General features: G+C 69.9%; 22 protein-coding genes. 13 read left to right on the top strand and 9 right to left on the bottom strand.

All coding sequences use genetic code 11. The annotated features are described in order from the left end of the window. Positions 1-4: 4 nt before the first annotated feature. From CFN17_RS16440 to CFN17_RS16420, 5 genes are read left to right on the top strand one after another with little or no spacing between them, the layout of a single operon-like run. Positions 5-928 carry a MoxR family ATPase gene (locus CFN17_RS16440; protein ID WP_208748802.1) on the top strand — a complete coding sequence of 308 codons (924 nt, stop codon included), beginning with the start codon at positions 5-7 and terminating at the stop codon, positions 926-928. Next, positions 921-2240, top strand: coding sequence for a VWA domain-containing protein (locus CFN17_RS16435; protein WP_208748801.1), 1320 nt, complete (start codon positions 921-923; stop codon positions 2238-2240). The genes CFN17_RS16440 and CFN17_RS16435 overlap by 8 nt, the downstream gene beginning before the upstream one ends. After that, positions 2230-3009 (top strand): SRPBCC family protein, encoded by a 780-nt coding sequence (locus CFN17_RS16430; protein ID WP_208748800.1) that lies wholly within the window; start codon positions 2230-2232, stop codon positions 3007-3009. The genes CFN17_RS16435 and CFN17_RS16430 overlap by 11 nt, the downstream gene beginning before the upstream one ends. Before the next feature lie 9 nt (positions 3010-3018). Next, the gene (locus tag CFN17_RS16425) at positions 3019-4146 is read left to right on the top strand and encodes an XdhC/CoxI family protein (RefSeq protein WP_208748799.1); all 1128 of its coding nucleotides are present in this window, start codon (positions 3019-3021) and stop codon (positions 4144-4146) included. Positions 4147-4186: 40 nt separating this feature from the next. Further along, entirely contained in the window at positions 4187-4966 is a 780-nt protein-coding gene (locus CFN17_RS16420; RefSeq protein ID WP_208748798.1) for a DUF5134 domain-containing protein, read from the top strand. 46 nt (positions 4967-5012) lie between these two features. Here the strand turns inward: CFN17_RS16420 and CFN17_RS16415 are convergent, their stop codons facing one another. Continuing rightward, positions 5013-5555 carry an NAD(P)H-dependent oxidoreductase gene (locus CFN17_RS16415; protein WP_208748797.1) on the bottom strand — a complete coding sequence of 181 codons (543 nt, stop codon included), beginning with the start codon at positions 5553-5555 and terminating at the stop codon, positions 5013-5015. Between the two features lie 175 nt (positions 5556-5730). Between CFN17_RS16415 and CFN17_RS16410 the strand changes: the two genes are divergently transcribed. Further along, complete coding sequence (locus CFN17_RS16410) at positions 5731-6351, top strand: L-threonylcarbamoyladenylate synthase (RefSeq protein WP_208748796.1); 621 nt, start codon at positions 5731-5733, stop codon at positions 6349-6351. A 24-nt stretch (positions 6352-6375) separates the two neighbouring features. On the opposite strand, the gene CFN17_RS16405 is transcribed toward CFN17_RS16410, so the two are convergent. From CFN17_RS16405 to CFN17_RS16395, 3 genes are all read right to left on the bottom strand, one after another. Continuing rightward, the gene (locus tag CFN17_RS16405; protein ID WP_261792238.1) at positions 6376-6711 is read right to left on the bottom strand and encodes a hypothetical protein; all 336 of its coding nucleotides are present in this window, start codon (positions 6709-6711) and stop codon (positions 6376-6378) included. Positions 6712-6855: 144 nt separating this feature from the next. Continuing rightward, entirely contained in the window at positions 6856-7794 is a 939-nt protein-coding gene (locus tag CFN17_RS16400; protein WP_261792237.1) for a BTAD domain-containing putative transcriptional regulator, read from the bottom strand. Positions 7795-8150: 356 nt separating this feature from the next. Continuing rightward, complete coding sequence (locus CFN17_RS16395) at positions 8151-9083, bottom strand: S1C family serine protease (protein ID WP_208751541.1); 933 nt, start codon at positions 9081-9083, stop codon at positions 8151-8153. Positions 9084-9318: 235 nt separating this feature from the next. Here CFN17_RS16395 and CFN17_RS16390 point away from each other — a divergent pair, with 235 nt between their 5' ends. Next, the gene (locus CFN17_RS16390) at positions 9319-9819 is read left to right on the top strand and encodes an HtaA domain-containing protein (protein ID WP_208748795.1); all 501 of its coding nucleotides are present in this window, start codon (positions 9319-9321) and stop codon (positions 9817-9819) included. Between the two features lie 23 nt (positions 9820-9842). Here CFN17_RS16390 and CFN17_RS16385 read toward each other — a convergent pair whose 3' ends face one another. After that, positions 9843-10592 carry an ABC transporter permease gene (locus CFN17_RS16385; protein ID WP_208748794.1) on the bottom strand — a complete coding sequence of 250 codons (750 nt, stop codon included), beginning with the start codon at positions 10590-10592 and terminating at the stop codon, positions 9843-9845. Between the two features lie 144 nt (positions 10593-10736). Here CFN17_RS16385 and CFN17_RS16380 point away from each other — a divergent pair, with 144 nt between their 5' ends. Together CFN17_RS16380 and CFN17_RS16375 are read left to right on the top strand one after the other, a co-directional pair. Continuing rightward, positions 10737-12662, top strand: coding sequence for an alpha-amylase family glycosyl hydrolase (locus tag CFN17_RS16380; protein WP_208748793.1), 1926 nt, complete (start codon positions 10737-10739; stop codon positions 12660-12662). 187 nt (positions 12663-12849) lie between these two features. Then, positions 12850-14325, top strand: coding sequence for a cell wall metabolism sensor histidine kinase WalK (locus tag CFN17_RS16375; RefSeq protein ID WP_208748792.1), 1476 nt, complete (start codon positions 12850-12852; stop codon positions 14323-14325). Here the strand turns inward: CFN17_RS16375 and CFN17_RS16370 are convergent. After that, positions 14273-14983, bottom strand: coding sequence for a response regulator transcription factor (locus tag CFN17_RS16370; RefSeq protein WP_208748791.1), 711 nt, complete (start codon positions 14981-14983; stop codon positions 14273-14275). The two genes, CFN17_RS16375 and CFN17_RS16370, sit on opposite strands and share 53 nt — an antisense overlap. Positions 14984-15087: 104 nt before the next feature. Next, positions 15088-15369 carry a hypothetical protein gene (locus CFN17_RS16365; protein WP_261792236.1) on the bottom strand — a complete coding sequence of 94 codons (282 nt, stop codon included), beginning with the start codon at positions 15367-15369 and terminating at the stop codon, positions 15088-15090. Positions 15370-15584: 215 nt separating this feature from the next. Between CFN17_RS16365 and CFN17_RS16360 the strand changes: the two genes are divergently transcribed. Then, a complete protein-coding gene (locus CFN17_RS16360) occupies positions 15585-17861 on the top strand; it encodes a bifunctional diguanylate cyclase/phosphodiesterase (protein WP_261792235.1) in 2277 nt (758 codons plus the stop codon). 13 nt (positions 17862-17874) lie between these two features. Here CFN17_RS16360 and CFN17_RS16355 read toward each other — a convergent pair whose 3' ends face one another. Continuing rightward, positions 17875-18822: a cation diffusion facilitator family transporter gene (locus tag CFN17_RS16355; RefSeq protein ID WP_208748790.1), complete on the bottom strand. Its 948-nt coding sequence runs from the start codon at positions 18820-18822 to the stop codon at positions 17875-17877. Positions 18823-18922: 100 nt separating this feature from the next. Between CFN17_RS16355 and CFN17_RS16350 the strand changes: the two genes are divergently transcribed. The 3 genes from CFN17_RS16350 to CFN17_RS16340 all read left to right on the top strand — a co-directional run bounded on the left by CFN17_RS16350 (position 18923) and on the right by CFN17_RS16340 (position 20632). Then, entirely contained in the window at positions 18923-19342 is a 420-nt protein-coding gene (locus CFN17_RS16350) for a cupredoxin domain-containing protein (RefSeq protein ID WP_208748789.1), read from the top strand. Continuing rightward, on the top strand, positions 19339-19788 hold the full coding sequence (locus CFN17_RS16345) for a hypothetical protein (RefSeq protein ID WP_261792234.1): 450 nt from the start codon (positions 19339-19341) through the stop codon (positions 19786-19788). The genes CFN17_RS16350 and CFN17_RS16345 overlap by 4 nt, the downstream gene beginning before the upstream one ends. A gap of 169 nt (positions 19789-19957) precedes the next feature. Continuing rightward, positions 19958-20632, top strand: coding sequence for a CDP-alcohol phosphatidyltransferase family protein (locus tag CFN17_RS16340; RefSeq protein WP_395925381.1), 675 nt, complete (start codon positions 19958-19960; stop codon positions 20630-20632). Here CFN17_RS16340 and CFN17_RS16335 read toward each other — a convergent pair. Beyond that, positions 20624-22153 carry an FAD-dependent oxidoreductase gene (locus CFN17_RS16335; protein ID WP_208748788.1) on the bottom strand — a complete coding sequence of 510 codons (1530 nt, stop codon included), beginning with the start codon at positions 22151-22153 and terminating at the stop codon, positions 20624-20626. The genes CFN17_RS16340 and CFN17_RS16335 overlap by 9 nt on opposite strands. Between the last annotated feature and the right edge of the window lie 44 nt (positions 22154-22197).

Below are 22197 nucleotides of genomic sequence, written 5' to 3'. Positions count from 1 at the left end.
CCGCATGACGGCGGCGGCGCGGGCCGGGGCGGAGGAGGACGTGCGGCGCCGGGTCCCGGATGTCCCGGCGCTGATCGCCGCCCTGGACCGGACTAACTACCTGGCCGACGCCGGGCTTGCCACGGCCCTGTTCCTGGCCGTCCGGCTGCCGCAACCCATCCTGCTGGAGGGCGAGGCCGGGGTCGGTAAGACGGAGGCCGCGAAGGCACTCGCGGAGCTTCTCGACACGCCGTTGTACCGGCTGCAATGTTACGAGGGAATCGACGCCGGCGAGGCCCTCTACGAATGGAACCACCAGCGCCAGCTGCTCGGCATCCGGCTGGCCGAAGTCCGGGACACCGCCGTTACGGAGACCGACCTCTTCGCCCCGCAATACCTGCTGCGGCGCCCCCTGCTGCAGGCGATCGAGCATCCCGGCCCGAGGCCCGCAGTGCTCCTGCTGGATGAGATAGACCGCGCCGACGCCGAATTCGAGGCCTTCACCTTTGAACTGCTTGCCGAGGCCGCCGTCACCATCCCGGAACTGGGGACCATCCGCGCCACCCATCCGCCGATCGTGATCCTGACATCCAACCGGACCCGGGACCTCCACGACGCCCTGACCCGCCGCTGCCTCTACCACTGGATCGACTATCCGGGACCCGCCCGGATCGCCGAGATCGTGCGCCGCAGGGTGCCCGCCAGCAGCGGGCCCCTGGCCCTCCAGGCGGCCGCCGTCATCACGCGGCTGCGCACCCTGGACCTGGCCAAGCCGCCCGGGATCTCCGAGGCCATCGACTGGGTGTCGGCGCTGGCGGTGCTGGGCGTCGAGCGCATCGATGCCGGGACGGCGGAAAAAACGTGGGGATCCATCGTCAAGAACCGGGACGACCTCGAACTCGTCGGCGCGCGCGGCGCGGCCTGGCTCGTGGAGGGCACCGATGGCTGAAAGCACCAAGGCCGCAGCCGTCCGGCCCACGGCTGCCCGGCCCCCGAGCGTCGAGGCAGCCGCGTTGTCGGCCGCGTTCATTACCGCACTGCGCCGGGCCGGACTGCCCGCCTCGCCGGACCGGGCGGCCCGGCTGGCCGAAGCACTGCACCTGATCCCCCCGGACCTGCCCGAACAGCTCTACTGGACCTCCCGGGTGGTCCTCGTGTCCGCCCGCGAGCAGCTGCCCGTCTTTGATGCCGTGTTCGCGGCCGTTTTCCGCGGGCTTTCCGTCCCCGCGGCACCGGGCCGCCCCGCCGCGCCGGCAGCCCCGCCGCCCGGGCCGGGGGCGGCCACCAGGCCGTCGGCACCGGACGCCCGGGCCCCGGGCAGTGTCACGGGCGGCCATCGGCATACGCGCGTGGCGACCCCTGGCGGGGACAGCGACGGCGGCCCGGGCACGGCTGACCGGGATGCCGTCCTGGCCATGATGTCCGCGGACGAGCACCTGCACGAGACATCCTTCGCCGCACTCTCCCCCGAGGAAGTCCTGGCGGTCCGGCGGCTGGCCTCGGGGCTGCTCCTGGCGACGCCGCGACGGATGAGCCGCCGCACACGCGCTTCGGCGCACAGCACCGCCCGGCTGGACGTGCGCGCGACGGTCCGCGCCGCCCGGCGGTCGGGTGCGGACGGACCCCGCCTGCTGTACGCCCGCCGCCGCGAACAGCCCCGCAAACTCGTCCTCCTGTGTGACGTGTCCGCGTCGATGGAACCCTACGCCCGCGTGTTTGTGTCCCTGCTGCAGGGCGCGGTGGCCGGCGCCAGGGCCGAAGCCTTCGTCTTCTCCACACGGCTGACCAGGATCACGCGCCAGCTCGCCGGCCGCGATGCGGACCAGGCCCTCGCCCGCGCAGCAGCGACCGCGCCCGACTGGGCCGGCGGGACCCGGATTGCAGAGTGTCTCCGACGCTTCGTCGACGAGCACGGCCGCCGCGGACTTGCCAGGGGCGCCGTGGTGGTGGTGTTTTCGGACGGCTGGGCCGCTGAAGACCCCGGGCAGGTTGCCGCGCAGATGGCCCGCCTGCGCCGGCTCGCCCGCCGCATCATCTGGGTGAATCCGCGCAAGGCCGCTCCTCAGTACCAGCCTCTGGTGGGCGGCATGGCGGCAGCACTGCCCTATTGCGACGCCTTCCTCAGCGGCCACAGCTACACGGCACTGGCCGAAGTGGCAGCCGCGATCCGCGGCGACGGACGGTCCTCCGGCGGCGCCCAGGTTTCAGAGAACAGGCACGAACAACCAGCGAGAGGCAAGGAACCAGCTTATGCAGATTGACAGCACGTTCTCCGTAATCGCCCCGATCGGCCAGGTGTGGGACACCCTGATGGACTTTGAACGGGTGGCCGGGTGCCTTCCCGGCGCCAGGATCCTGAATAAGCTCTCCGACGACGCCTACCAGGTCGGCATGACGGTCAAGCTCGGCCCGGTCACCATGCAGTACAAGGGCCTGCTCAATGTCATCGAACGCAACGCGGCTGAACACCGCGCCGTCCTCGCCGGCAAGGCCCAGGAGACCCGCGGGCAGGGCACGGCCGAGGCCACCGTGACCCTCACCCTGGCCGAAAACGGCGCTGCCACGCAGGGGACGGTCAGCGCGGACCTCGCACTGTCCGGCAAGGCCGCAGCCATGGGCAAAAGCGTGATCGGGAGCGTCACCGAGCAGATGATGGCGTTGTTCGCCGACAACCTGCAGGCCATGCTGGCCGAGGCGGCGCCGGCAACCCCGGAACCGGCTCCAGCCCCCGCAGCGGCGCACGCTCCGGAGGCCATCCCGGAACCGGTACCGGCGTCGGCCGCGGTTTCAGCGCCGGCACCCGCCCCCGCGACGGCACGGGCTCCGGCGCCTGCCACCGGCCAGGAGACGACGGCGGGAGCAGCTCCGGCCGGCAGCCTGGACGCATTGAGCCTGGCCAGGGGCATCGCCGCGGATCAGCTCTCCAGCCCCGCCAAGGTCCTCGCCGTTGTCGCCGTGGTGGCGTGCATCGCCTACTGGGCCGGCCGGCGATCGGCGTTCCGCGTGCTCCGGCTGTGCGGACGGCTCTAGGCGGCATCCATGCGCGACATCCTCGCGGCCATGTTGCCGGACTGGCGGGACGGCGCCACCTCCGGCCTGGCCACGGTCGTAAGCACCTTCAAATCCGCCCCCAGGCTGCCGGGGGCGGCCATGCTGGTGACGGCCGGCGGCGACGCCGTCGGCTCCGTCTCCGGCGGCTGCGTCGAGGGGGCCGTGTATGAACTCGCGACCCAGGTCAAGGACGACGGCAAGCCCGCCCTGGTGCGCTACGGAATCAGCGACGACGACGCCTACGCCGTCGGCCTGACCTGCGGCGGGATCATCGACATCTTCGTCGAACCGGTCTCGCAGCATCACTTCGCGGAGCTCGGCGACGTCGCGCTGGACATCGCCGCCGGGCGCCGGGTGGGCGTGGCGACCGTCATCGAGCACCCTGACGCCGCCCGGGTGGGACGGCACCTCGTCATCAGGCCCGACGGCTGCGCCGGCGACCTGGGCTCGGAACGGACCAACCACGCCGTGGGCGACGACGCCCAGGGCCTGCTCGCCGCCGGCCGGACCGGCATCCTGACCTACGGCGTCGACGGCGAACGGCTGGACACCGGCATGCGCGTCTTCTTCGCCAGTTACGCGCCGCCGCCGCGCATGATCGTCTTCGGTGCCATCGACTTCGCCGCCGCTTTGGCCCGGCTGGGCGCTTTCCTGGGGTACCGGGTGACAGTCTGTGACGCGCGGCCCGTCTTCGCCACGCCCGCGAGGTTCCCCGACGCCGCCGAGGTGGTCAACGCTTGGCCCCACCGGTACCTGAGTGAGCAGTTTGCCCAGGGACTCCTCGATGCCAGGACGGTTCTGTGCGTCCTGACCCACGACCCGAAGTTCGACATCCCGGTCCTCGAGGTGGCCTTGCGCGGAAGCCCGGTGGCCTTCATCGGCGCCATGGGCTCCCGGCGCACCCACGAGGACAGGATGGCCCGGCTGCGGGCGGCCGGGCTCGGTGACGCCGAACTGGCCAGGCTCCACAGTCCGGTGGGCCTCGACCTCGGCGCCCGCACCCCGGAGGAAACGGCTGTGTCCATCGCCGCGGAGTTCATCTCCCGGCAGTGGAACGGCAGCGGCGAACCGTTGCGGCAGCTCGGCGAACGGATCCATCACGACGAGCAGCTGTGATGGAGGCTGGTGTGACGGGAAGACACGAAACAGTGCGGCCATGATCGCGGACGAGGCCCTGGGCCGGACCATCGCGGTGCTGCTGATGGCGGCAACGCTGTACACGACGTGCCGGGCCGTGGCCGCGTCCGATCCGGCCGCGCGGATCGGCAAGACGCTGCACGCCCTCACGACGGCGGCCATGGCGCTGATGCTGCTGCCCGGCGGCCAGTGGCCGGTCCTGCCGCAATTGCTCCTGTTTGCCCTGGGTGCCTGGTGGTTCGTCATCCAGGCCGTGGCCCGGCGGACCTCCCGCCGCGGCGACCGGCGGTCAGGGACAGGGGCCGCGCGCGCGAAGCCCCTCTACGACGCCGCCGCCATGGCCGCGATGGCCTTTATGCTGGCACTCGGGGGCTTCAGGGACGCCGCCTTTCCCGGTGTACTTGGCCCGGCTCCGGCGGCGCACCACGGCAGTGCGGCGGCCGTGCCGCTGTCCGTCCCCGTCCCCGGGTGGAGCGCCCAGCCGGGCCCGTTGCCGGGCGCCCTGCAGGCCGCCGCTGTCGGGCTGGCCGTGGCTTTTGGGCTGGCCGCGCTGCTGTGGACTGTCCGGATTGTTCAGCTACTTGCCCAGTTACTTGTCCAGCCGCGAGTCCGGTTCCGGCCGGTGTTCCCGAACCCGGGTTGGCCCAGGCCCCTCCGCGGCGCCCACGGCGCTTCGCCGGGCCGTTCGCCGGGCCGTTCGCCGGGCCGTTCGCCCGGGTTCCGGGACGTGGCCGACGCGGCCCTGGAAGTGCTCGGGGCCGCCGCGTTCGCCGTCATGTTCGCCGCCCTGGCCGGCTGACGGTACCCGGTCCCCGTTTCCGGTCCCCCGGTGCCCGCCCTTGCTGTCAGGCCGCTGCCGGCACCGGCGCCAGCAGCTCACGGTAGCGCTGGGCGTGTGCCGCCAGATCTTCTGCGCTGAGCCGCGGCGCGGAGTGCACCACCAGCGGCTCGGCCAGGTCGAAGCCGCAGAGGTGCGCCGTGGCCTGCAGCGGCCGGAGGAGCTCGTCCATGGTGAAGCGGTTGTGGCCGCTCGGGGCGTAGGACTCGGCAGGTCCGCCCGTGGAGGTGACCAGATGCAGCTTCTTGCCATGCAAAGCATCGCCGCCTGAACCGTACGCGAAACCGTATGTCAGGACTTGGTCCATCCATTCCTTCAGTACCCCGGGTACCGAGTACCAGTGCCAGGGAAACTGCAACACGATGGTGTCGTGCTCGCGCAGCAAGGCCTGCTCGTGCGCGACGTCGAACCGGCGGTCCGCCGAAGCGCCGGAGAGGTGCCGGACCGTGACGTTGGCGAGGTCGCTCACGGCGGCGGCGAGCCCGGCGGTGATCCGGGACGCCGCCAGGTCAGGATGGGCTACGACGACGAGGGTGCGGTGTGAAGTCATGGAGGGGTTGTACTTCTTTCAGAATTGCTCCACCAGACAGGATTGTCTATGGCGGATTTGAAGCTATCAGACAGACTTGTCTGTTCACAAGCCGGGCATTCGCTGTCTGTCCGCGCCGCCCTGACCCGCCGCCGGGAGCCCGCGCGAAACCGGCGGCCGGGCGTAAGCTCGTGCCATGGCGAGATATTTTGATGTGCACCCCGAGAACCCCCAGCCGCGGTCCATCACCCAGGCGGTGGAGCTGGTGAAGTCCGGGGGCCTGATCGCCTACCCGACCGATTCCTGCTACGCCCTCGGCGCCCAGCTGGGCAACCGGGATGCGCTGGACCGAATCCGCGCCATCCGGCACCTGGACGACAAGCATCATTTCACGCTCGTCTGCAAGGATTTCGCGCAGCTGGGCCAGTTCGTCCAGATCGACAACGACGTATTCCGCAGCATCAAGGCCGTCACACCCGGCAGCTACACGTTCATCCTGCCTGCCACGAGGGAGGTCCCCAAGCGGCTGCTGCACCCCAAGAAGAAGACGGTCGGCGTGCGTATTCCGGACAACCGTGTGGTGCAGGCGCTGCTCGCCGAGCTCGGCGAGCCGCTGCTCTCCAGCACATTACTGCTCCCGGACGAGGAGGAGCCGCTTACCCAGGGGTGGGAGATCAAGGAGCGGCTGGACCACGTGGTGGATGCCGTCATCGATTCCGGTGACTGCGGCGCCGAGCCGACGACCGTCATCGACTTCTCCAGCGGCGTCGCCGAGATCGTCCGGCGGGGTATGGGCGACCCCTCCCGCTTCGAGTAGGGGCGGGGCCGGGCACAGCCCGGCTTAGGCGGATTCGCCCGGCTGCGCCTGCCGGTTGCGCAGCCAGCGGCGGACGAGGTCGATGGCGGCGACGAGCCCGGCGAGCGGCGTCAGGACCGCGGCGCCATAGACGAACAACAGCCAGGACAGCGTGGTCACCGGTGACTGGTGGGTGCTCAGGAGGGACAGTCCGCCGAAGAGGCCCAGGACCCAGAAGAGGATGACGGCGGTCAGCACGGCGCCCGCCGGGAAGTACTCGTTCGTGACGACTTTCTTCACGGCGGGGAAGTGTTCGTTGGCGACGATCTTTTTCACCGCGGCGGCGTACTCGGTTGTGACGACTTTCTTCAAGGTTTCCATGGGCCCTCCTCACACCCGGCGGCGGGACTGTCCGCGGGGTTCCTTCCAAGTATGGGGCCCGCAGCGTCCTGATTTCCGGAGAATCCCGGCCACGTGACCAAGCTAACTCCCGCCCCCGGGGCGGCGGGGTTCAGGCGGCGGGGATCAGACGGCGGCCCGGACGCGCTGAAGGAAGGAATCCAGCACCCGTCCGGCGTTCTCGTGCATGCGCCGGGACTCGGCCGGCGGCAATTGCCGGCTCTTGGGCCCGTTCAGCCGCTCGCCCAGGAACAGGAGGGCCGCGAGGACTTCGGAGAGTTCCGAGTTGCTCTCCGCACGCTGCCGCAGGAGCCGCAGATGGGCCTCCTGCAGGGCCGGACCGGGGGCGCAGCCGAGGTCTCGGTCAAACAGCCGGCGGCACCTGTCGTACGCCGCCAGGCCTTCCGCCGGCAGGCCCGCCTGCTCATAAGCCGTCACGAGCACGGTCCACGCCCGTTCGTTGAGGGGCTCGGCCCGGATGGCAGCCTGGACGAGGTTGACGGCCTCGTCCGGTTTGTCCAACTGGGCAGCGGTTTCCGCGGCGAGGATCTGCAGTGCCACTTTGTCGGCGGCATGGCGTGTGCGCGCTTCCTCGGCCCAGTCCGAGGCAAGTTCGAACCCGAGAAGCGGCTCGGCTGAGACCTCGAGGGCCTCGAGCAGCAGCGGATAGGCCTCTTCGGGGGGCAGTTCGCCTGCATCGCGGACCAGCGCGCGGAACCGGAACAGGTCCAGATCCACGAGAGTGGGGTCCAGTACGTAGCCGCTGTTGGCCGTGCGCAAGGGGCCGGTCTTGGTCTGGCCGGGCTGGATGGCCCGCCGGATACCGCTGATATAGCTCTCAAGGGTGGCCACCGAGCCGTCGCTGGCTCCCGCGCCCCAGAGGAGATCGATGAGGCGGGTTTTGGACACCGGTGTGCCAAGGTTGAGCAAGAGAATTTCCAGGATGTGCCGGGGTTTGCATCCCCCCATGTCGGCGGCCGTGAGCGCGACGCCGTCCCGGCGGACTTCGAATGATCCGAATAAGCGGACCGAAATGGAGGGTGTAGGTCCCGTTAGGCTTTCCACGATGGTCTCCGATTTCCCCAGGTAAAACGAACTCAATCGTCTGCGAAAAGCCGGACCAACTTCGGGACCAGGCCGTACTGAGACTCTGTTCTCTCCGGCTTTCCATTGCCACCGTGACATGCCGGGCAGGACGCAACAAGGCATGCCGCTACCCGATCTTTCCGCGGAAGAAAGACGCGTACAGGGGTCAGTACCGTTGAGTAAGGCTGCGGCGTCGCGGGCAGGTGTTTCCGGCTCGAAACAAGTAGTTACGCGCGAGGCCGCAGCGGGTATGCAGGTAGTCCGCAGGACGCCGATTTTCGGCTCCGGCAGCGCGTTTTCCGTCCATTGGCGAAGCACCGTCGGGCGGCGATTTCCTACTGGATTTCGGTCATTTCCGCCGGTACCGCCACCAGGTTGAGTTCGGCGCCGTCGCGGAGGACAGCCAGCTCCAGGGGCTCCCCGATGGCCTCGGCAAACAGCAGTTTCTGCAGGCTCTCGGCGTTGGAGACGTACATCTGGCCCGCCTTCAGGAGGATGTCGCCGGCCCGCATTCCCGCGCGTTCGGCGGGCGAGTCCGGAAGGACTTCCACCACGAGCAGGCCTTGCCTGCGGCCCGTCCTGACCACTGCGCTGGGCTGCAGCGGGACGGGCGTGTTCACCAGGCCGAGGTAGGCGCGGCGGACCCGCCCGTCTTTGAGCAGCGACGCAATGATCCGCCGGGACGTGGCGTTGACGGGGACAGCGAGGCCCAGCCCGACCCCGGCCACGGCCGTGTTGATGCCCACGATCCGCCCGCGGGCGTCCGCGAGGGCCCCTCCGGAACTGCCGGGGTTGAGAGCCGCGTCGGTCTGGATGACATCCTCAATGACGCGCCGGTTGCGCCCGGCCCAGACCGGAATCGAACGGCCCAGCCCGCTGACCACTCCGGCGGTCACGGACCCCTGCAGGCCCAGCGGATTGCCCACGGCGATCACGAGCTGCCCGACCTGCAGCGCTTCGGCGTCACCCATATCCGCCGGTGCGGCGGTGGGCGCCCGGCCGTGGACCACCGCAAGGTCCGAGAGCGGATCGGCGCCGACCACCTCCACGGCGGTGGCGGTGCCGTCGGCGAACACGGCGCGGCCGGACCGGGCGCCGCCGACCACATGGGCGTTGGTCAGCAGATACCCGTCCGAGGTGATGAGAACGGCCGAACCCGCCCCGGCAGTAATCCGGTTGCCGCGCCGGCTGCCGGTCATTTCGAGGGCTGCGACGTGGGGTGTGACCGTTGCGGCCACGCGGATGACCGTGGCGGAATAGGAATCCATCGGGTCCTCGGACAGCTCGGGCCCGGACACCCTGCTGATGGCTGCGGCCACTTCGCACCTCCTGCTCACCGGTACTCATCCAAGTCAACCACCGCTGCCCGGCCGGTAGTCCCGGGGCTCCTACGCCGTCAGAGAAATACGCCGGATGAAGCCGCACCGGTGCAACAGTTCAGCCCGGCGCCGATCGGCGGCTAGGCTCGGACGAAGAGCCGCCCGACAGCCCAGGAGAACCTACGTGAACCCAGCGTCCGCTTCCCCCGCCCCGCTGCCCCCGCCGGGCCTGACCTGGGGCATCAAGCGCAGCTTCATGGAGTACATTTCGAGCCTCCCGGACGGGGCCGTGTCCGCGGCGGACGGCGCCACCGTGACCGCAACCGGAGAGTTCTGTTTCGCCCCGGCCGGTTCCGGGTATGATCCCGCCCGTGGCACCGGCGTGCTGCGGTTCCGCGGCGACGTCCGTGTCGCCGGCCACCACGGAATGATGTTCGTGCGGCTCCTGGATCCCTGGGTCGAATTCTCGGCCGGGCACGGGGTCCTGTCCATCAGCACCGGCGACGGCGGCACGGACCGCACCGGCGTCGGCACCTTGCGCACCGCCGCGCCCCGCAACGTGGACGGATTTCTGGTCTGGGAACACGTCGACGTCGCCATCTCCCAGTCCGGCTCCGAACTGTTCGACGGCCAATACGCAGACGGCCAGGCGATGGACCCGTTGATCATCCGGGTACCCGCCTGAACCGGACGCCCCCGGTGCCGGGCTCAGCGGGGCCGGACGGGACGCACCCGCACCGGCGCCAGGACACGGATGAGCGCGACGGCGGTAATGGATCCGGCGGCCATGATCGAGGCAAGCACCACGATCTGGAAACGGCCGGCTTCCACCGGTGACAGGCCGCCGAAGATTGCGCCGACAAATGCACCCGGGAGGGTGACCAGGCCGGTTGTTTTCGTCTGGTCGGTCGACGGGATGAGCGCCGAATAGACTGAGCGCCGGGCCAGCTCTAGCGTCGACTGGCGCCGTGTCGCCCCCAGTGCCAGCCAGCCCTCAACTTCATCCCAGTGCTCATTCACGGCCTCGGCGAAATGCCGGCCGGCCAGCGTGGCAATCGTCATCGCGTTCCCGATCACAATCCCTCCGATAGCCAGAGCGTATCGGGGCGTAAAGGCGATGGCACCGGTGCCGAAATCGATCACCAGGGTCACGACGACGCCGGCGGCCATGGCGCCGCCGACCACCCCCAGCCGGGTCCAGCTCCAGCCGAGACGCCGCGCGGCGGTCACCGCGGCAACTGCAAACATCCCGAGAAGTGCGGCGCCGACCCACACCGGGCTGGTGATGATTCCGCTGAGCACCAGGCTGATGACGGCCAACTGTCCGGCTCCCCGAAGGATGGCCAGCGCGGGCGCCTCACTGTGCGGGGTCCGGACAGCGGACAGCAGCCCGACGGTGACCACAAGGAGGAGCCCGACGCACAGCAGGGTAGGCATGAGGTCGGCGGGTCCGGTCATCCAGCCAGCCTAGCCATCCACCACGGAGACGCCGCGGGCGTACCGAAACATGGCCCTCCTGCTTGGGCGCCCATCCGTGCGTCTGCGAGGATGTGAACTGTCGTGGCGCCGTCCGGGGCCCAAGTTCGTCAAAGGAGGCCGCTCATGGCTGGATCCGCGGTCATGGAGCACGAAGCGCGGCAGCACGTGCTCAGCGCCCTGGATTCAGGCGCAGGAATCGCTTGGACCGGACCGGACCGGGCCGTCTTTGAAGAACGCTTCGAGCAACATTTCCCGGTCCTGTTCGGCCTCTTCCGCGACCTCTACGGCGCGCGGCGCGACTGGCTCGAGCAGCTGTCGACACTCGTGACGGAGGCCGCCCGGTCCTGGGCCGCCAGGCCCGCCGACCTCAAGGCCCTCGACGCGGAACGCGAAAGCAACAGCGGCTGGTTCCAGGCCAACAGCATGCTCGGCGGTGTCTGCTATGTCGACCGGTACGCAGAAGACCTGGCGGGCGTCCGCGCCCGAATCCCCTATTTCAAGGAACTGGGACTGACCTATCTGCACCTCATGCCGCTGTTCCTCGCTCCCGAGCCGCATTCGGACGGCGGCTACGCCGTCTCCAGCTACCGGGACGTCAACCCGAAGCTGGGCACCATGCAGCAGCTGCGCGACCTCGCCGCCGAGCTCCGGGCGAACGGAATCAGCCTCGTCGTCGACTTCATCTTCAACCACACCTCCGACGAACACGAATGGGCCCGGAAGGCAGCCGCCGGTGAAACGGAGTACAGCGACTACTACTGGATCTACCCGGACCGGACCATGCCGGATGCCTTCGAGCAGAACGTGCGCGAGATCTTCCCGGACGACCACCCCGGGTCCTTCATCCGGATGCCGGACGGCCGCTGGGTCTGGGCCACCTTCCACACGTTCCAGTGGGACCTGAATTACTCCAATCCGGACGTCTTTCGCGCCATGGCCGGTGAGATGCTCTTCCTGGCGAACCAGGGCGTGGATATCCTCCGGATGGACGCCGTCGCCTTCATCTGGAAGCAACTCGGAACGCCCTGCGAGAACCTCCCGGAAGCCCACAAGCTGCTGAGGGCGTTCAACGCCGTCTGCCGGCTCGCCGCACCGTCGCTGTTGTTCAAGTCAGAGGCGATCGTGCACCCCGACGAGGTGGCCCGCTACATCGATCCCGCGGAGTGCCAGCTTTCCTACAACCCGCTGCAGATGGCGCTGATCTGGGAGGCCCTGGCCACCCGGGAGGTGGCGCTGCTCTCGCAGGCCCTCGAGCGGCGCCACAACATCCCGGCGGGCACGTCCTGGGTGAACTATGTCCGCAGCCACGATGACATCGGCTGGACGTTCGCGGACGAGGACGCCGCCGAACTCGGCGTCAATAGCTTCGACCACCGCCGGTTCCTGAACTCCTTCTACGTCAACCGCTTCCCGGGAAGCTTCGCCCGCGGCGTGCCCTTCCAGGACAACCCCCGCACCCGGGACTGCCGGATTTCCGGCACGACGGCGTCCCTGTGCGGGCTGGAGGACGGTTCCGACGACGCCGTGGAACGGATCCTCCTGGCCCATTCGGTGGCGTTCAGCACCGGCGGCGTCCCGCTGCTGTACCTCGGTGACGAGGTCGGCCAGCTCAACGACTACCAGTACACCCGCGAGGCGGGGCACGGGGCGGACAGCCGCTGGGTGCACCGGCCGCACTATCCGGCGGCAGGCTACGCCCTGCGCGATGACCCGGGCACGCCCGCCGGGGCGGTCTACGCCGGGCTGCGCCGGATGATCTCGGTGCGGTCCGCCACCCCGGAGCTGGCGGGCACCCGGCTGCTTGGCTTCCGCACGAATACCCCGGGCGTCCTGGGGTATCAGCGCCCGGGTGACGGCACGCTGATCCTGGTGCTCGCCAACTTCGGCGACGGCCCGCAGGAGGTTTCGCCTGACACGTTGTCCGGTTTCGCGCCCGGGGCGGTCGACGTCCTGACCGGCAGCACGGTGCGCCTCGACACCGGGATCGTCCTGCAGCCGCGGCAGTTTGTCTGGCTCCGGGTAGAAAGTGTCCGGCCGCACGCTGGTTGAGGAGAGCGTGCGGCCGGAATCTGTGGACAGGCGGGCGCCGATATGACCAGCGGCCCGCATCCGGAGTCCTATCCACACTCTCCCCCATCGCCCTGAGAAGAGCCTGAGAACCGCGCCCGGCGCGCCGGCGGCGGCCAATGTGGCCGCAATGGTTGTCCGGACCCCCTCCTTGGCGCATCCTTGGAGCATGGCAGTGGGCAGGCAGGCCGGCTCCGGGGATTCCGGCAGCGGCGCGACGCGCTGGGGCGTCAGGAAGCGTTCGACGGCGGTCGCCGTCGGCGTCGTGGCGGTGGCTCTGCTGCTCGGCGGCGTGATCCTCCTGGTGCTGTTGCAGACATCGCTGATCAGATCGACCGAAATCGCGGCCGGGCAGAAAGCCCTGGACGTCGTCGCCGAAATGGAGGAGCTGGACGTCGAGGACGCCCGCGCGTACATCATCGATACCGCCCACGCCGGCCAGTACGTCCAGGTGCTGAACGGCGCCGGGTATGTGGTGGCCGCCTCGGATCCCGCGGTTGCCGATGCCCCGCTCTCCGCCCAGCGGCCCGGGCCGGGCCGGACCTCGGTCCAGGACGTGTCCGGCCTTCCAAGTATCGGCGACACGGATGACTACTACATCGTGACGGTCGGGGCCAGCGCACGCGGCGTGGAGTACACGGTGGTGGTGGCCCAGACGTCGCAGATCCAGACCGACACCATCTCCACGGTCGCGTGGTTCATGCTGGGGGCAACCCCGCTGCTGCTGGGCACCGTGGCCGTGTCCGTGTGGCTGCTGGTGGGGCGTTCCCTGCGCCAGGTGGAGCGGATCCGGGGCCAGGTGGCCCGGATCAACGCCGGCCGGCTCGACGGCCGCGTCGACGTGCCGCCGACACATGATGAAATCCACGCCCTGGCGCTGACCATGAACACGATGCTGGACCGGCTTCAGGCCTCGGACAGCGAGCAGCGCAGGTTTGTCTCGGACGCCAGCCACGAACTGCGCAGCCCCCTGGCCACGCTGAAGGCGGGAATCGAGATCGCGGCGGCGGACCCCACCGGGGAGATGTGGCTCCAAATGAAGGACGTCCTGGCCGAGGAGACCGCCCGCATGAGCTTCCTCGTCGAGGACCTGCTGACACTGGCCAAGGCCAACGACGGCGGCCTGAAGGTCGAACACGAGGACGTCGACCTCGACGACATCCTGGACCAGGAGATCCGCCGGCTGCGTTCGACCAGCCGGCACCGGATTTCAGCCGACCTCGTCCCGGCCAGGATCCGCGGCGACGCCCACCGCCTGGCCCAGGTGCTGCGGAACGTCCTGGACAACGCCGACCGCCACGCCCTGTCCCGGATCGACGTGGCCCTGCACACCGCCGGGCAGCAGGTCATCATCACGGTGGACAACGACGGCGACCCCATCCCCGAGGCGGACCGGGACCGGATCTTCGAACGGTTCGTCCGGCTCGACGGCAGCCGCTCCCGCGAAGGCGGCGGCAGCGGCCTGGGCCTGGCGATCGCCGCCGGTATCGTGGCGGCCCACCACGGGACCATCCGCCCCACGGAGGCACCCCCGGGTCACTGCCGGTTCGAGATCGCGCTTCCGAGTCCTGACCCGGCAGAGCCGCCGGTCCTCACGCCCCGGGGAACCCGCCGTCACGGGACCCAGGGCTCGGGTCGGCGCTGAGCAGGTAGCCCATGCCGCGCACGGTGCTCAGTGTGTGCAGGCCGAACGGGGCGTCAATCTTGCGCCGCAGGTAGCCGATGTAGACCTCGACGACGTTGTCGGCGCCCTCGAAGGCCGGGTCCCAGACGTTCTGCAGAATCTCCGCCTTTGACACGATCTGGCCGTGCCGGCGCATCAGGTACTGGAGGAGCCCGTATTCCCGGGCTGTGAGGCTGATGGGGGTTTGCCCGCGGCACACGCTGTGGCTGACCGGGTCCAGGGACAGCGTCCCCAGCCGCATGACCACAGGCCGTGCCGGGGCCCCGCGCCGGATGAGTGCCCGGATCCGGGCCACCAGGACCAGGAAGCTGAAGGGTTTGGTCAGGTAGTCGTCCGCACCGAGGTCGAAGGCATCGGTCTGGTCGTATTCGCCGTCCTTGGCGGTGAGCATCAGCACCGGCGTCCAGACTTTGCGTTGCCGCAGCTCCTTCAGGACGTCGTAGCCGTTCATCCGCGGCAACATGAGGTCCAGGAGGATCGCATCGTAGGGATTCTCCAGCGCCGCGGACAGGCCACGGATGCCGTCGTGTGCGACGTCGACGACGAAGCCTTCGTTCTTCAGTCCGCGGCGGACTGTCTCCGCAAGGGCATGCTCATCTTCCACCAGCAGAATCCGCAATCCAGGAACCCTCCCTTTTTCCAGCCAGTATGACTCCTTTCGGGCTGGTAGGGCAGGAACCCGGCGTGTGTCCCGGCGCGGGTGGCGCGACGCCGGGCGGTTCCTTACGCCTGCTGCGCCGTCCCGAAGAGCCAGCCGGACACGTCACTGCGCAGGATCATGTGCGGGCCGCCCGTGGAGCTGACGCTCCCGTTCGGGACGTAGTAGCCGCGCCCGGCTCCCGGGCCGCCGGCCGCGCGGTCCAAGGCGTCCGTGAGGCGCCGGCTGAGATGGCCGGCGGGTCCCAGGGAACGCAGTTCATCGAGTTCGTCCGGCGTGAGTCGTCCGAGCACTGCAGCGATATCGGCCATCGTCTTTTCCTCCCGGCGGATGCGGATGGTGTCCAAGCTGGATGCTGCCTAAGGAATCAGGCTAAGGCCCGTACATTAACGCCGGGTGACGGCCGGGTGACCGGCGGCGAAAAGACGGAGGTTATCCCCTCCTGTCACATGCTTCACAATAGTGTCAGAAAGGCGCCCGACATGACCCGGCGCGGCGGGTTCGGCTACGCTCCTGTTTGACGATGCGGCGAGTGCCGGCACGTGGCCGGAGGCTGACCCCCATGAGTGACTCCAACAGCAAGCTGGCGGACCCTGCTGTTGCACCGCCGTCGGGCGCCGCCAACGGTGCACCGGAACCCGGCCCGGCCCGGGCAGCCCCGCCGGCCGGTGACGCGGCCGGTCCGCGGCGGTGCAGCCGGCGGCCCGCCCGCATGGGCAGCCTGAAGCGCGAATGGTCCCGGGTGTTTACCCTGATGCTCCTGGCCTTGCTTGCGGGCGCCGCTGCGACGGTGGTGGGTGTCCGTGTGGTCACGGATCAGATTCAGCAGGCGACCGCCGAGCACCGCCTCGAATCCGAGGCCGTCGCCGAGTTACGGTCGGCGCTCGATGCCCACGAACAAACCGCCCTGCAGCTGCTGTCCGCGGCGCCTGTCGACACCGCGGCTTTCCTGCAGCAGCAGAAGGACGTCACCGCACGGTTCGACGCGGCCGCCCGGATCCTGCCCGAAGACCATGGCATGCTCTCCACCGTCCGCGAGGCCAGGGATGCGTGGCAGGAGGGGCTGGCCGCCCACGGCCTGTGGGGAAGCCAGGTGGCAGGCCTTCACGGCGACCACGTGGCGGAGGCCCCGGCTTTAGCCGCGTCGGGCGCCCGGGCACGGGCGCTGCTGGCCGATGTGCGCCGCGCTTCCTTGGACGCCCTCGACGACGGCGTCGCTTACGGCGCGCAGCTCCAGCAGATGGTCGTGGCCGGCCGCACGGCCCTCTTTGTGCTCGCCGGGGCCGGCGTGTTCTATTTCCGCCGCCGCATGACCAAATACCTGGTGCGCCCCGTGGAGAGCCTTTATCAGGGCGTCCTGAAGCTGCAGGCCGGCGACTTCAGCCACCGGATCAGTGTTGTCCGCAACGATGAGCTGGGCCAGCTGGCCGAAGCCTTCAATTCCATGGCGGCCACGGTGCACGACAACCACCTGGAACTGACATTCCGTGCCACGCATGATCCGCTGACGGGGCTGGCCAACAGGGCCGTCCTCACCGAGCGCCTGACAGCCGTGTTCGGGCCGGAGGCCGGGCTTGCCGGCGCCGGGCACAAGGACCGTCGCGAGGGTCTGCTGATCATCGACGTCGACGACTTCAAGGACGTCAACGACTCACTGGGCCACGAAGGCGGCGACGCGCTGCTGATCCAACTGGCCCAGCGCCTGCGCGGCTGTGTGCGGGCCCGCGACCTCGTCGCCCGGCTGGGCGGCGATGAGTTCGCGATCGTCGTGATGGACGACGCCGGCACGGCCACGGCCGATGTCGCCGGGCGCATCCAGGCGGCGCTGCGCGAGCCGTTCTCCATTGACGAGGTCCGGCTCAAAGTGACGGTGAGTATGGGCGCCGCCCAGCGCACGGCGGCAACCACGGACCCGGCCGAGCTGATGCGGCAGGCGGACTTCGCCATGTACATGGCCAAGCACGGGGGCAAAGGCCGCTTCCAGCTCTTTGATGCCCACGGCTATGACGAAATGACCTACCGCGCAGCGCTCCGGGCCGATCTTGCCTCGGCCGTGCAGGCCGGGCAGCTGCGCCTTGACTACCAGCCCGTGGTTGACCTCGGGACCGGCACGATCCTCGGAGTGGAGGCCCTGGTCCGGTGGGAGCACCCGACCCTCGGCCGGCTGGGGCCCGCGGACTTCATCCCGCTGGCGGAGGAGACAGGCGAAATCGGTCCCATCGGCTGCTGGGTGCTCGACACGGCCACCCGGCACGTTGCCGGGTGGCGCCGCTCGCCGGGGACCGCCGGCGACATCTGGGTCTCGGTCAACCTCTCCACCCTGCAGTTGTCCAGCGACCGGAACCTCGCCGCCCTTGAACGCATTCTGGCCAATCCGGCGGTTCAGGCCGACAAGGTGATCCTGGAGGTCACGGAATCCGCCCTGGCCACGAGCGCCGACGGCGGGGTGGGCGCCCTGCACCGGCTGAAGAGCTTCGGTGTCCGCATCGCCATCGACGACTTCGGGACCGGCTTTTCCTCGCTCAGCACGCTCGCGGTGCTGCCCGCGGACATCCTCAAGATTGACCGGTCCTTCCTGTCCGGCCTGCCCCGGGACGCCCAGGCCGCGGCGATGCTGGAGGGCATCCTCGAGGTGGCCCGGAAACTGCACCTGGCCGTCATCGCCGAAGGCATCGAGGACACCGGCCAGTTGGAGCTCCTGCGTTCCCTCGGCTGCGACATGGGCCAGGGATACCTGCTGGCCGGGCCCAGCCCGTCGCCGGTGCTGGAGGCGTTGCTGGGCTCGGGTACCCGGCTTGAGCCACCGGCCGGTGCCGGCGCGCCGATGTCCGGCGCTTGAGTCCGGACTGTTCCTAGCCGGCGGGAAACACCAGCGACGCTTCGTCCGCGGTGGAGAGCGTCAGGACCGCCTCTTCGACGGTTTCGTGGTCCTCGAGTTCGCGTTCAACGCGGCGGAGGGCCGCGGCGACGTCGTGCTCGCGGCGGTCCCCCTGCATGTCCACCGCCGCCACGACGTAGAGCTTGCGCGGGCCCACGAATTCGAGGTGCAGGTAGGTGAGGCGCTCGATATCCGGGTGCTCCAGGAGCCGGCGGGCCATGCCGGCTTCGATGTCAGCGGGGACGGCCTGCCCCACGAGGAAGCGCCGGTTGCGTTCGATCAGCACGACGGCGATCCCCGCCAGCAGGAGGCCGACGAGGATGGATCCCACGGCATCCGGGACGGACGACCCGGTGGCCTGGTGCAGGGCCATGCCGGCGAACGCGATGAGGAGGCCGATCAGCGCGGCCCCGTCCTCGGCAAAAACGGCGCGCAGCGTGGGGTCGGAGCTTTTGAGGACCTGTTCCAGGGTGTTGCGGTCAAATTCACGTGCCGCCTTCCGGGTCTGCCGCAGGGCCTGGGTGAAGGACACGCCTTCCAGGACAAAGGCAACCGCCAGTACCACGTAGGCGATCCCGTAGTCCCCTGGCGGCTCCGGGGTGATCAGCTGCTGGATCCCGTGCATCACGGACACCACTGCCCCGGCGGTGAACAGGCCGAACGCGGCGATCATGGACCACACATAGGCCTCTCGCCCGTAGCCCATGGGGTGGGACTTGTCCCGTTTCCTGGCCGCCTTCCGTTCCGCGATGAGCAGGAAGACCTGGTTGCCGGTGTCGGCCCAGGAGTGAGCGGCCTCGGCGGTCATGGATGCCGAGCCGGAAATGAGCGCCGCCACGGTCTTGGCCGCGGCGACGAGGACGTTCGCTGCAAAGGCGATGAGCACCGTCAGAGAAACGGGCCCGGACTTGTCACGCTTCATGCCGTCTTCCCTCCTGCGCAGCCCGAGTGCCTGCCAGTGCCTACGCTATCCCGCCACGCAGGTGCACAATGAGACGAGGACGTTCATTCGCGCTTTTTCCATGATCGGTTCGGGGTGGTACACCGTGGGTGCTGGCCGGAAGCTGCAGTCGCTGGGCGTGGTTTTGATCCTGTTCGGCACGGCCGGGTGCGCGGGCGGCAGCGGCATGCCGGCGTCGACCGCATCCGCTCCGGCGTCCGCGTCGGGCGCAGGATCCGGTGCGGCGACCGGCGCCGTCACGATCACCATCAAGGACTTCGCCTACGGCGATCCGCTGACGGTGGCTCCCGGCGCGACGGTTGCGGTGGTCAATATGGATACCGCGGCTCACACGGTCACGGCCGACGACGGCCCGGCGTTTGATGCCGAGGCCAAGGGCGGCGGCGGGACCGCCACCTTCACCGCGCCGACAAGACCGGGATCCTACCCATATCACTGCACGTTCCACCCGGGCATGCACGGGACGCTGATCGTCAAATGAGCGTCCAAAGCCGGCCCGGCCGGGCGCCGGGCGTCCGCGGGTCCGGGATGGCCCTGCGCATCCTGACGGCCGCCGCCCTGTTCATCGACGCCGGTGTCCATGTCCACCTGGCTCCGGGCTACCAGGCGGGAAATTCCGCGGGGATGGGCCAGGGCACCCTGTTCCTCCTGGAGTCGGCCGCGGCGGTGCTCGCAGGGCTGTACGTGCTGCTGCGCGGCAGCAGGGCCGCCTACGCGGTGGCGTTCGCCGTGGCGTTCAGCGCCTTCGTGGCGGTGGTCCTCTACCGTTACGTGGACATTCCGGCGTTCGGGCCGTTCCCTGCGATGTACGATCCCGTCTGGTTCTTCGAGAAGACCGCCAGCGCGGTGGCCGAGGGCGCCGGAGCCGTGCTGGCCGCCGTCGGCTTCGTCCGGACCGGCCGCCGGGCGCCCCGGCAGCCGGGCTGATCCGCTGCGCGGGCCGTGGCGGTTTCCGGGCTGTGCACGGTCCGCGGTGTAGACGGTTACGGTGGACATCGTGGAGGCGAACAGACTGGAAGCGGGCGGCGGGGCGTCACTGAGCGCCGGAGCACGCCGTGCCGTGGCCGATTCCGGCCTTGCCGTCGGCGCCTATCTGGTGGCCGGGCTCTGGCTCGCCACCGGGTTCGAACCTGATCCTGCGCTCTGGTTTCCGGGGTTGGCCGCCGGTGCCGCGGTGATCCTCCGGGCCGGTGGTTCCGTTCTTGCCCGCCGGCCCCGGTTTTCAACCCCGGCGGACCGGGTCACCCTGGGCCGGGCCGTCGTGGTGGCCTGCTGCGCCGCGCTGGCCGTGTGGGGCCTTGTCGCCCGGTCCGGGGACCCCGGCCTGATCGTGCTGCTGGGGGCGGCCGCGTTCCTGCTCGATGCCGTGGACGGACGGGTGGCCCGGCGGACCGGGGCGGCGACGGACGAGGGCGCACGGCTGGATTCGGACACGGATGCCGCCCTTGTCCTGGCGTTGTCGTGCGCGGCGTCGGCAATGTTTGGACCCTGGCCGTGGGCTATGGGCCTGATGTACTACGCGTTCCAGGCCGCCGCATGGTTCCGGCCATCCTTGCAGGCGCAACTGCCGTCCAGCCCAGTGCGCAAGGTCATCGGAGCCATCCAACCGGCCGCGCTGCTGTTTGCCCTGCTGCCCGGCGTCCCCCCGTGGCTCGGGGTCCTGGTGTTGGGCGCGGCCCTCGGGCTGCTGGCCTTCTCTTTCGGCCGTGACGTGCTCACGCTGGAACGGCTCCGCCGCACGCACCCGGCCGTGCCGGCCGGCTCAAGGTAGCGGCCTCCGTGGCAGGTCCTCGGCCGCGGGACCCTGGATGACTGTGCCGTCGACGGCAAAGCGTGAGCCGTGGCAGGGGCAGTCCCACGTCGCGTCGTCGGGGTTGAACTCCACAGTGCAGCCCAGGTGCGTGCAGATGGCGGAGACGGCGAGGAGGTCTCCGGTTTCGGTGGCGAAGACCGCAGTGGGCCGGCCGTCGACCTCAACGACGGCGCCTTCGCCCGGGCGCAAGGCGTCCGCGGTTTCCCGCGCATTGGCCTGCGGCTGTTCGGGCTGTTCGGGTTCTTCCGGCGCGGCCGGCCCGGGGCGTGTGCTGCCGGCCGGGCCGGCGGGCATTGTGCGGGTGCTGTCGAACACGGCCGCCCAGGGGTTGTGCCGCCCGGACAGGGTGTCGGCCAGGATGAGCGCGCCGGCGGTCCCGTTGGTCAGGCCCCATTTGCGCAGCCCCGTGATGATGTGGAGATGCCCGGCGCCCGGGGACATGCGCCCCACGACGGGCAGTCCGTCCAGCGGCATGCTGTCCTGTGTGGACCAGCGGAAGCCCGCGTCACCGGTCCCGAGGCGTTCCCGGGAAAACGCCGCCAGGCGGCGGTAGCGGGCGGCAGCGTCGCCGGCCTCGCCTGCCGGGTGTCCCTCTCCCCCGGTGAGGACATAGCTGTCGCCGCCGACGTCGGCCGCCAGGATCGAACGCATCGGCTCGTCGACGCTGATGAACGTTCCGTGCAGCCGTTCCGCCGGCGACGGGCTGGCGACGATGTAGGAGCGGTGCAGGAAGAGGCCCCGTGCGGACGACCCGGCGTCGCCGAACGGCACGTTGGTGGCGATGACTACCTCGCGCGCCCGGACTGTACCCCGGGCGGTCCGCACCGTTGCCGCGCTGCCCGGGCGGCCGTCGCGGACCGAGATGACGCGCGAGTCCTCGAACACGCGGCTGCCGCTTCCGTCGACGGCGCGGGCAAGCCCGTGGAGGTATTTCACCGCGTGCAGTTGCGCCTGGTCCTCGAACCGGACCGCGCCGCGGACGGCGAAAGGCAGCGGCACGTCGGACGTGAAAGCCGCGGGCAGGCCCAGCCGGGCGGCGACATCCGCTTCGTCGCGGACCCGGGCAAGGGTGTCGTCGGATTCCGCGTACGTGTAGTTGGACACCGTCCGGAAGTCGCAGTCGATGCCCTCTTCCGCCACGACGCCCGCTATGTGCCCGACCGCGGCCTGATTAGCCTGCCCGTAGGTGCGCGCAATCTCCGGGCCGTGCCGGTCAGCGAGTTCGGTGTAGGCCAGGCGGTGCAGCGCTGTGACCTTGCCGGTGGTGTGTCCGGTGACACCCGTTCCGATGCGGGCAGCGTCCAGGACGATGACGGCGTGTCCGTCGCGTTTGAGGGCCAGCGCAGCGGTCAGGCCGGCTACACCGGCCCCAACCACCGCCACGTCCGCCTCAAGATCCCCGTCCAGCACGGGATAGCCGGTGGTGCCGGCCGTGGCAACCCAGAGCGAGGTCTGCCGCCCATCGAGGTGATCAGCCACGGCACGTCCTTCCCGGGAACATGCCCGGCCCGTCCCGCGATCCT

It is taken from the genome of Arthrobacter sp. PM3 (genome assembly GCF_003352915.1).
Taxonomy (GTDB): domain Bacteria; phylum Actinomycetota; class Actinomycetes; order Actinomycetales; family Micrococcaceae; genus Arthrobacter.
The sequence above is the reverse complement of the archived record's forward strand: the minus strand, read 5'-3'. Positions and strand labels throughout refer to the sequence as shown.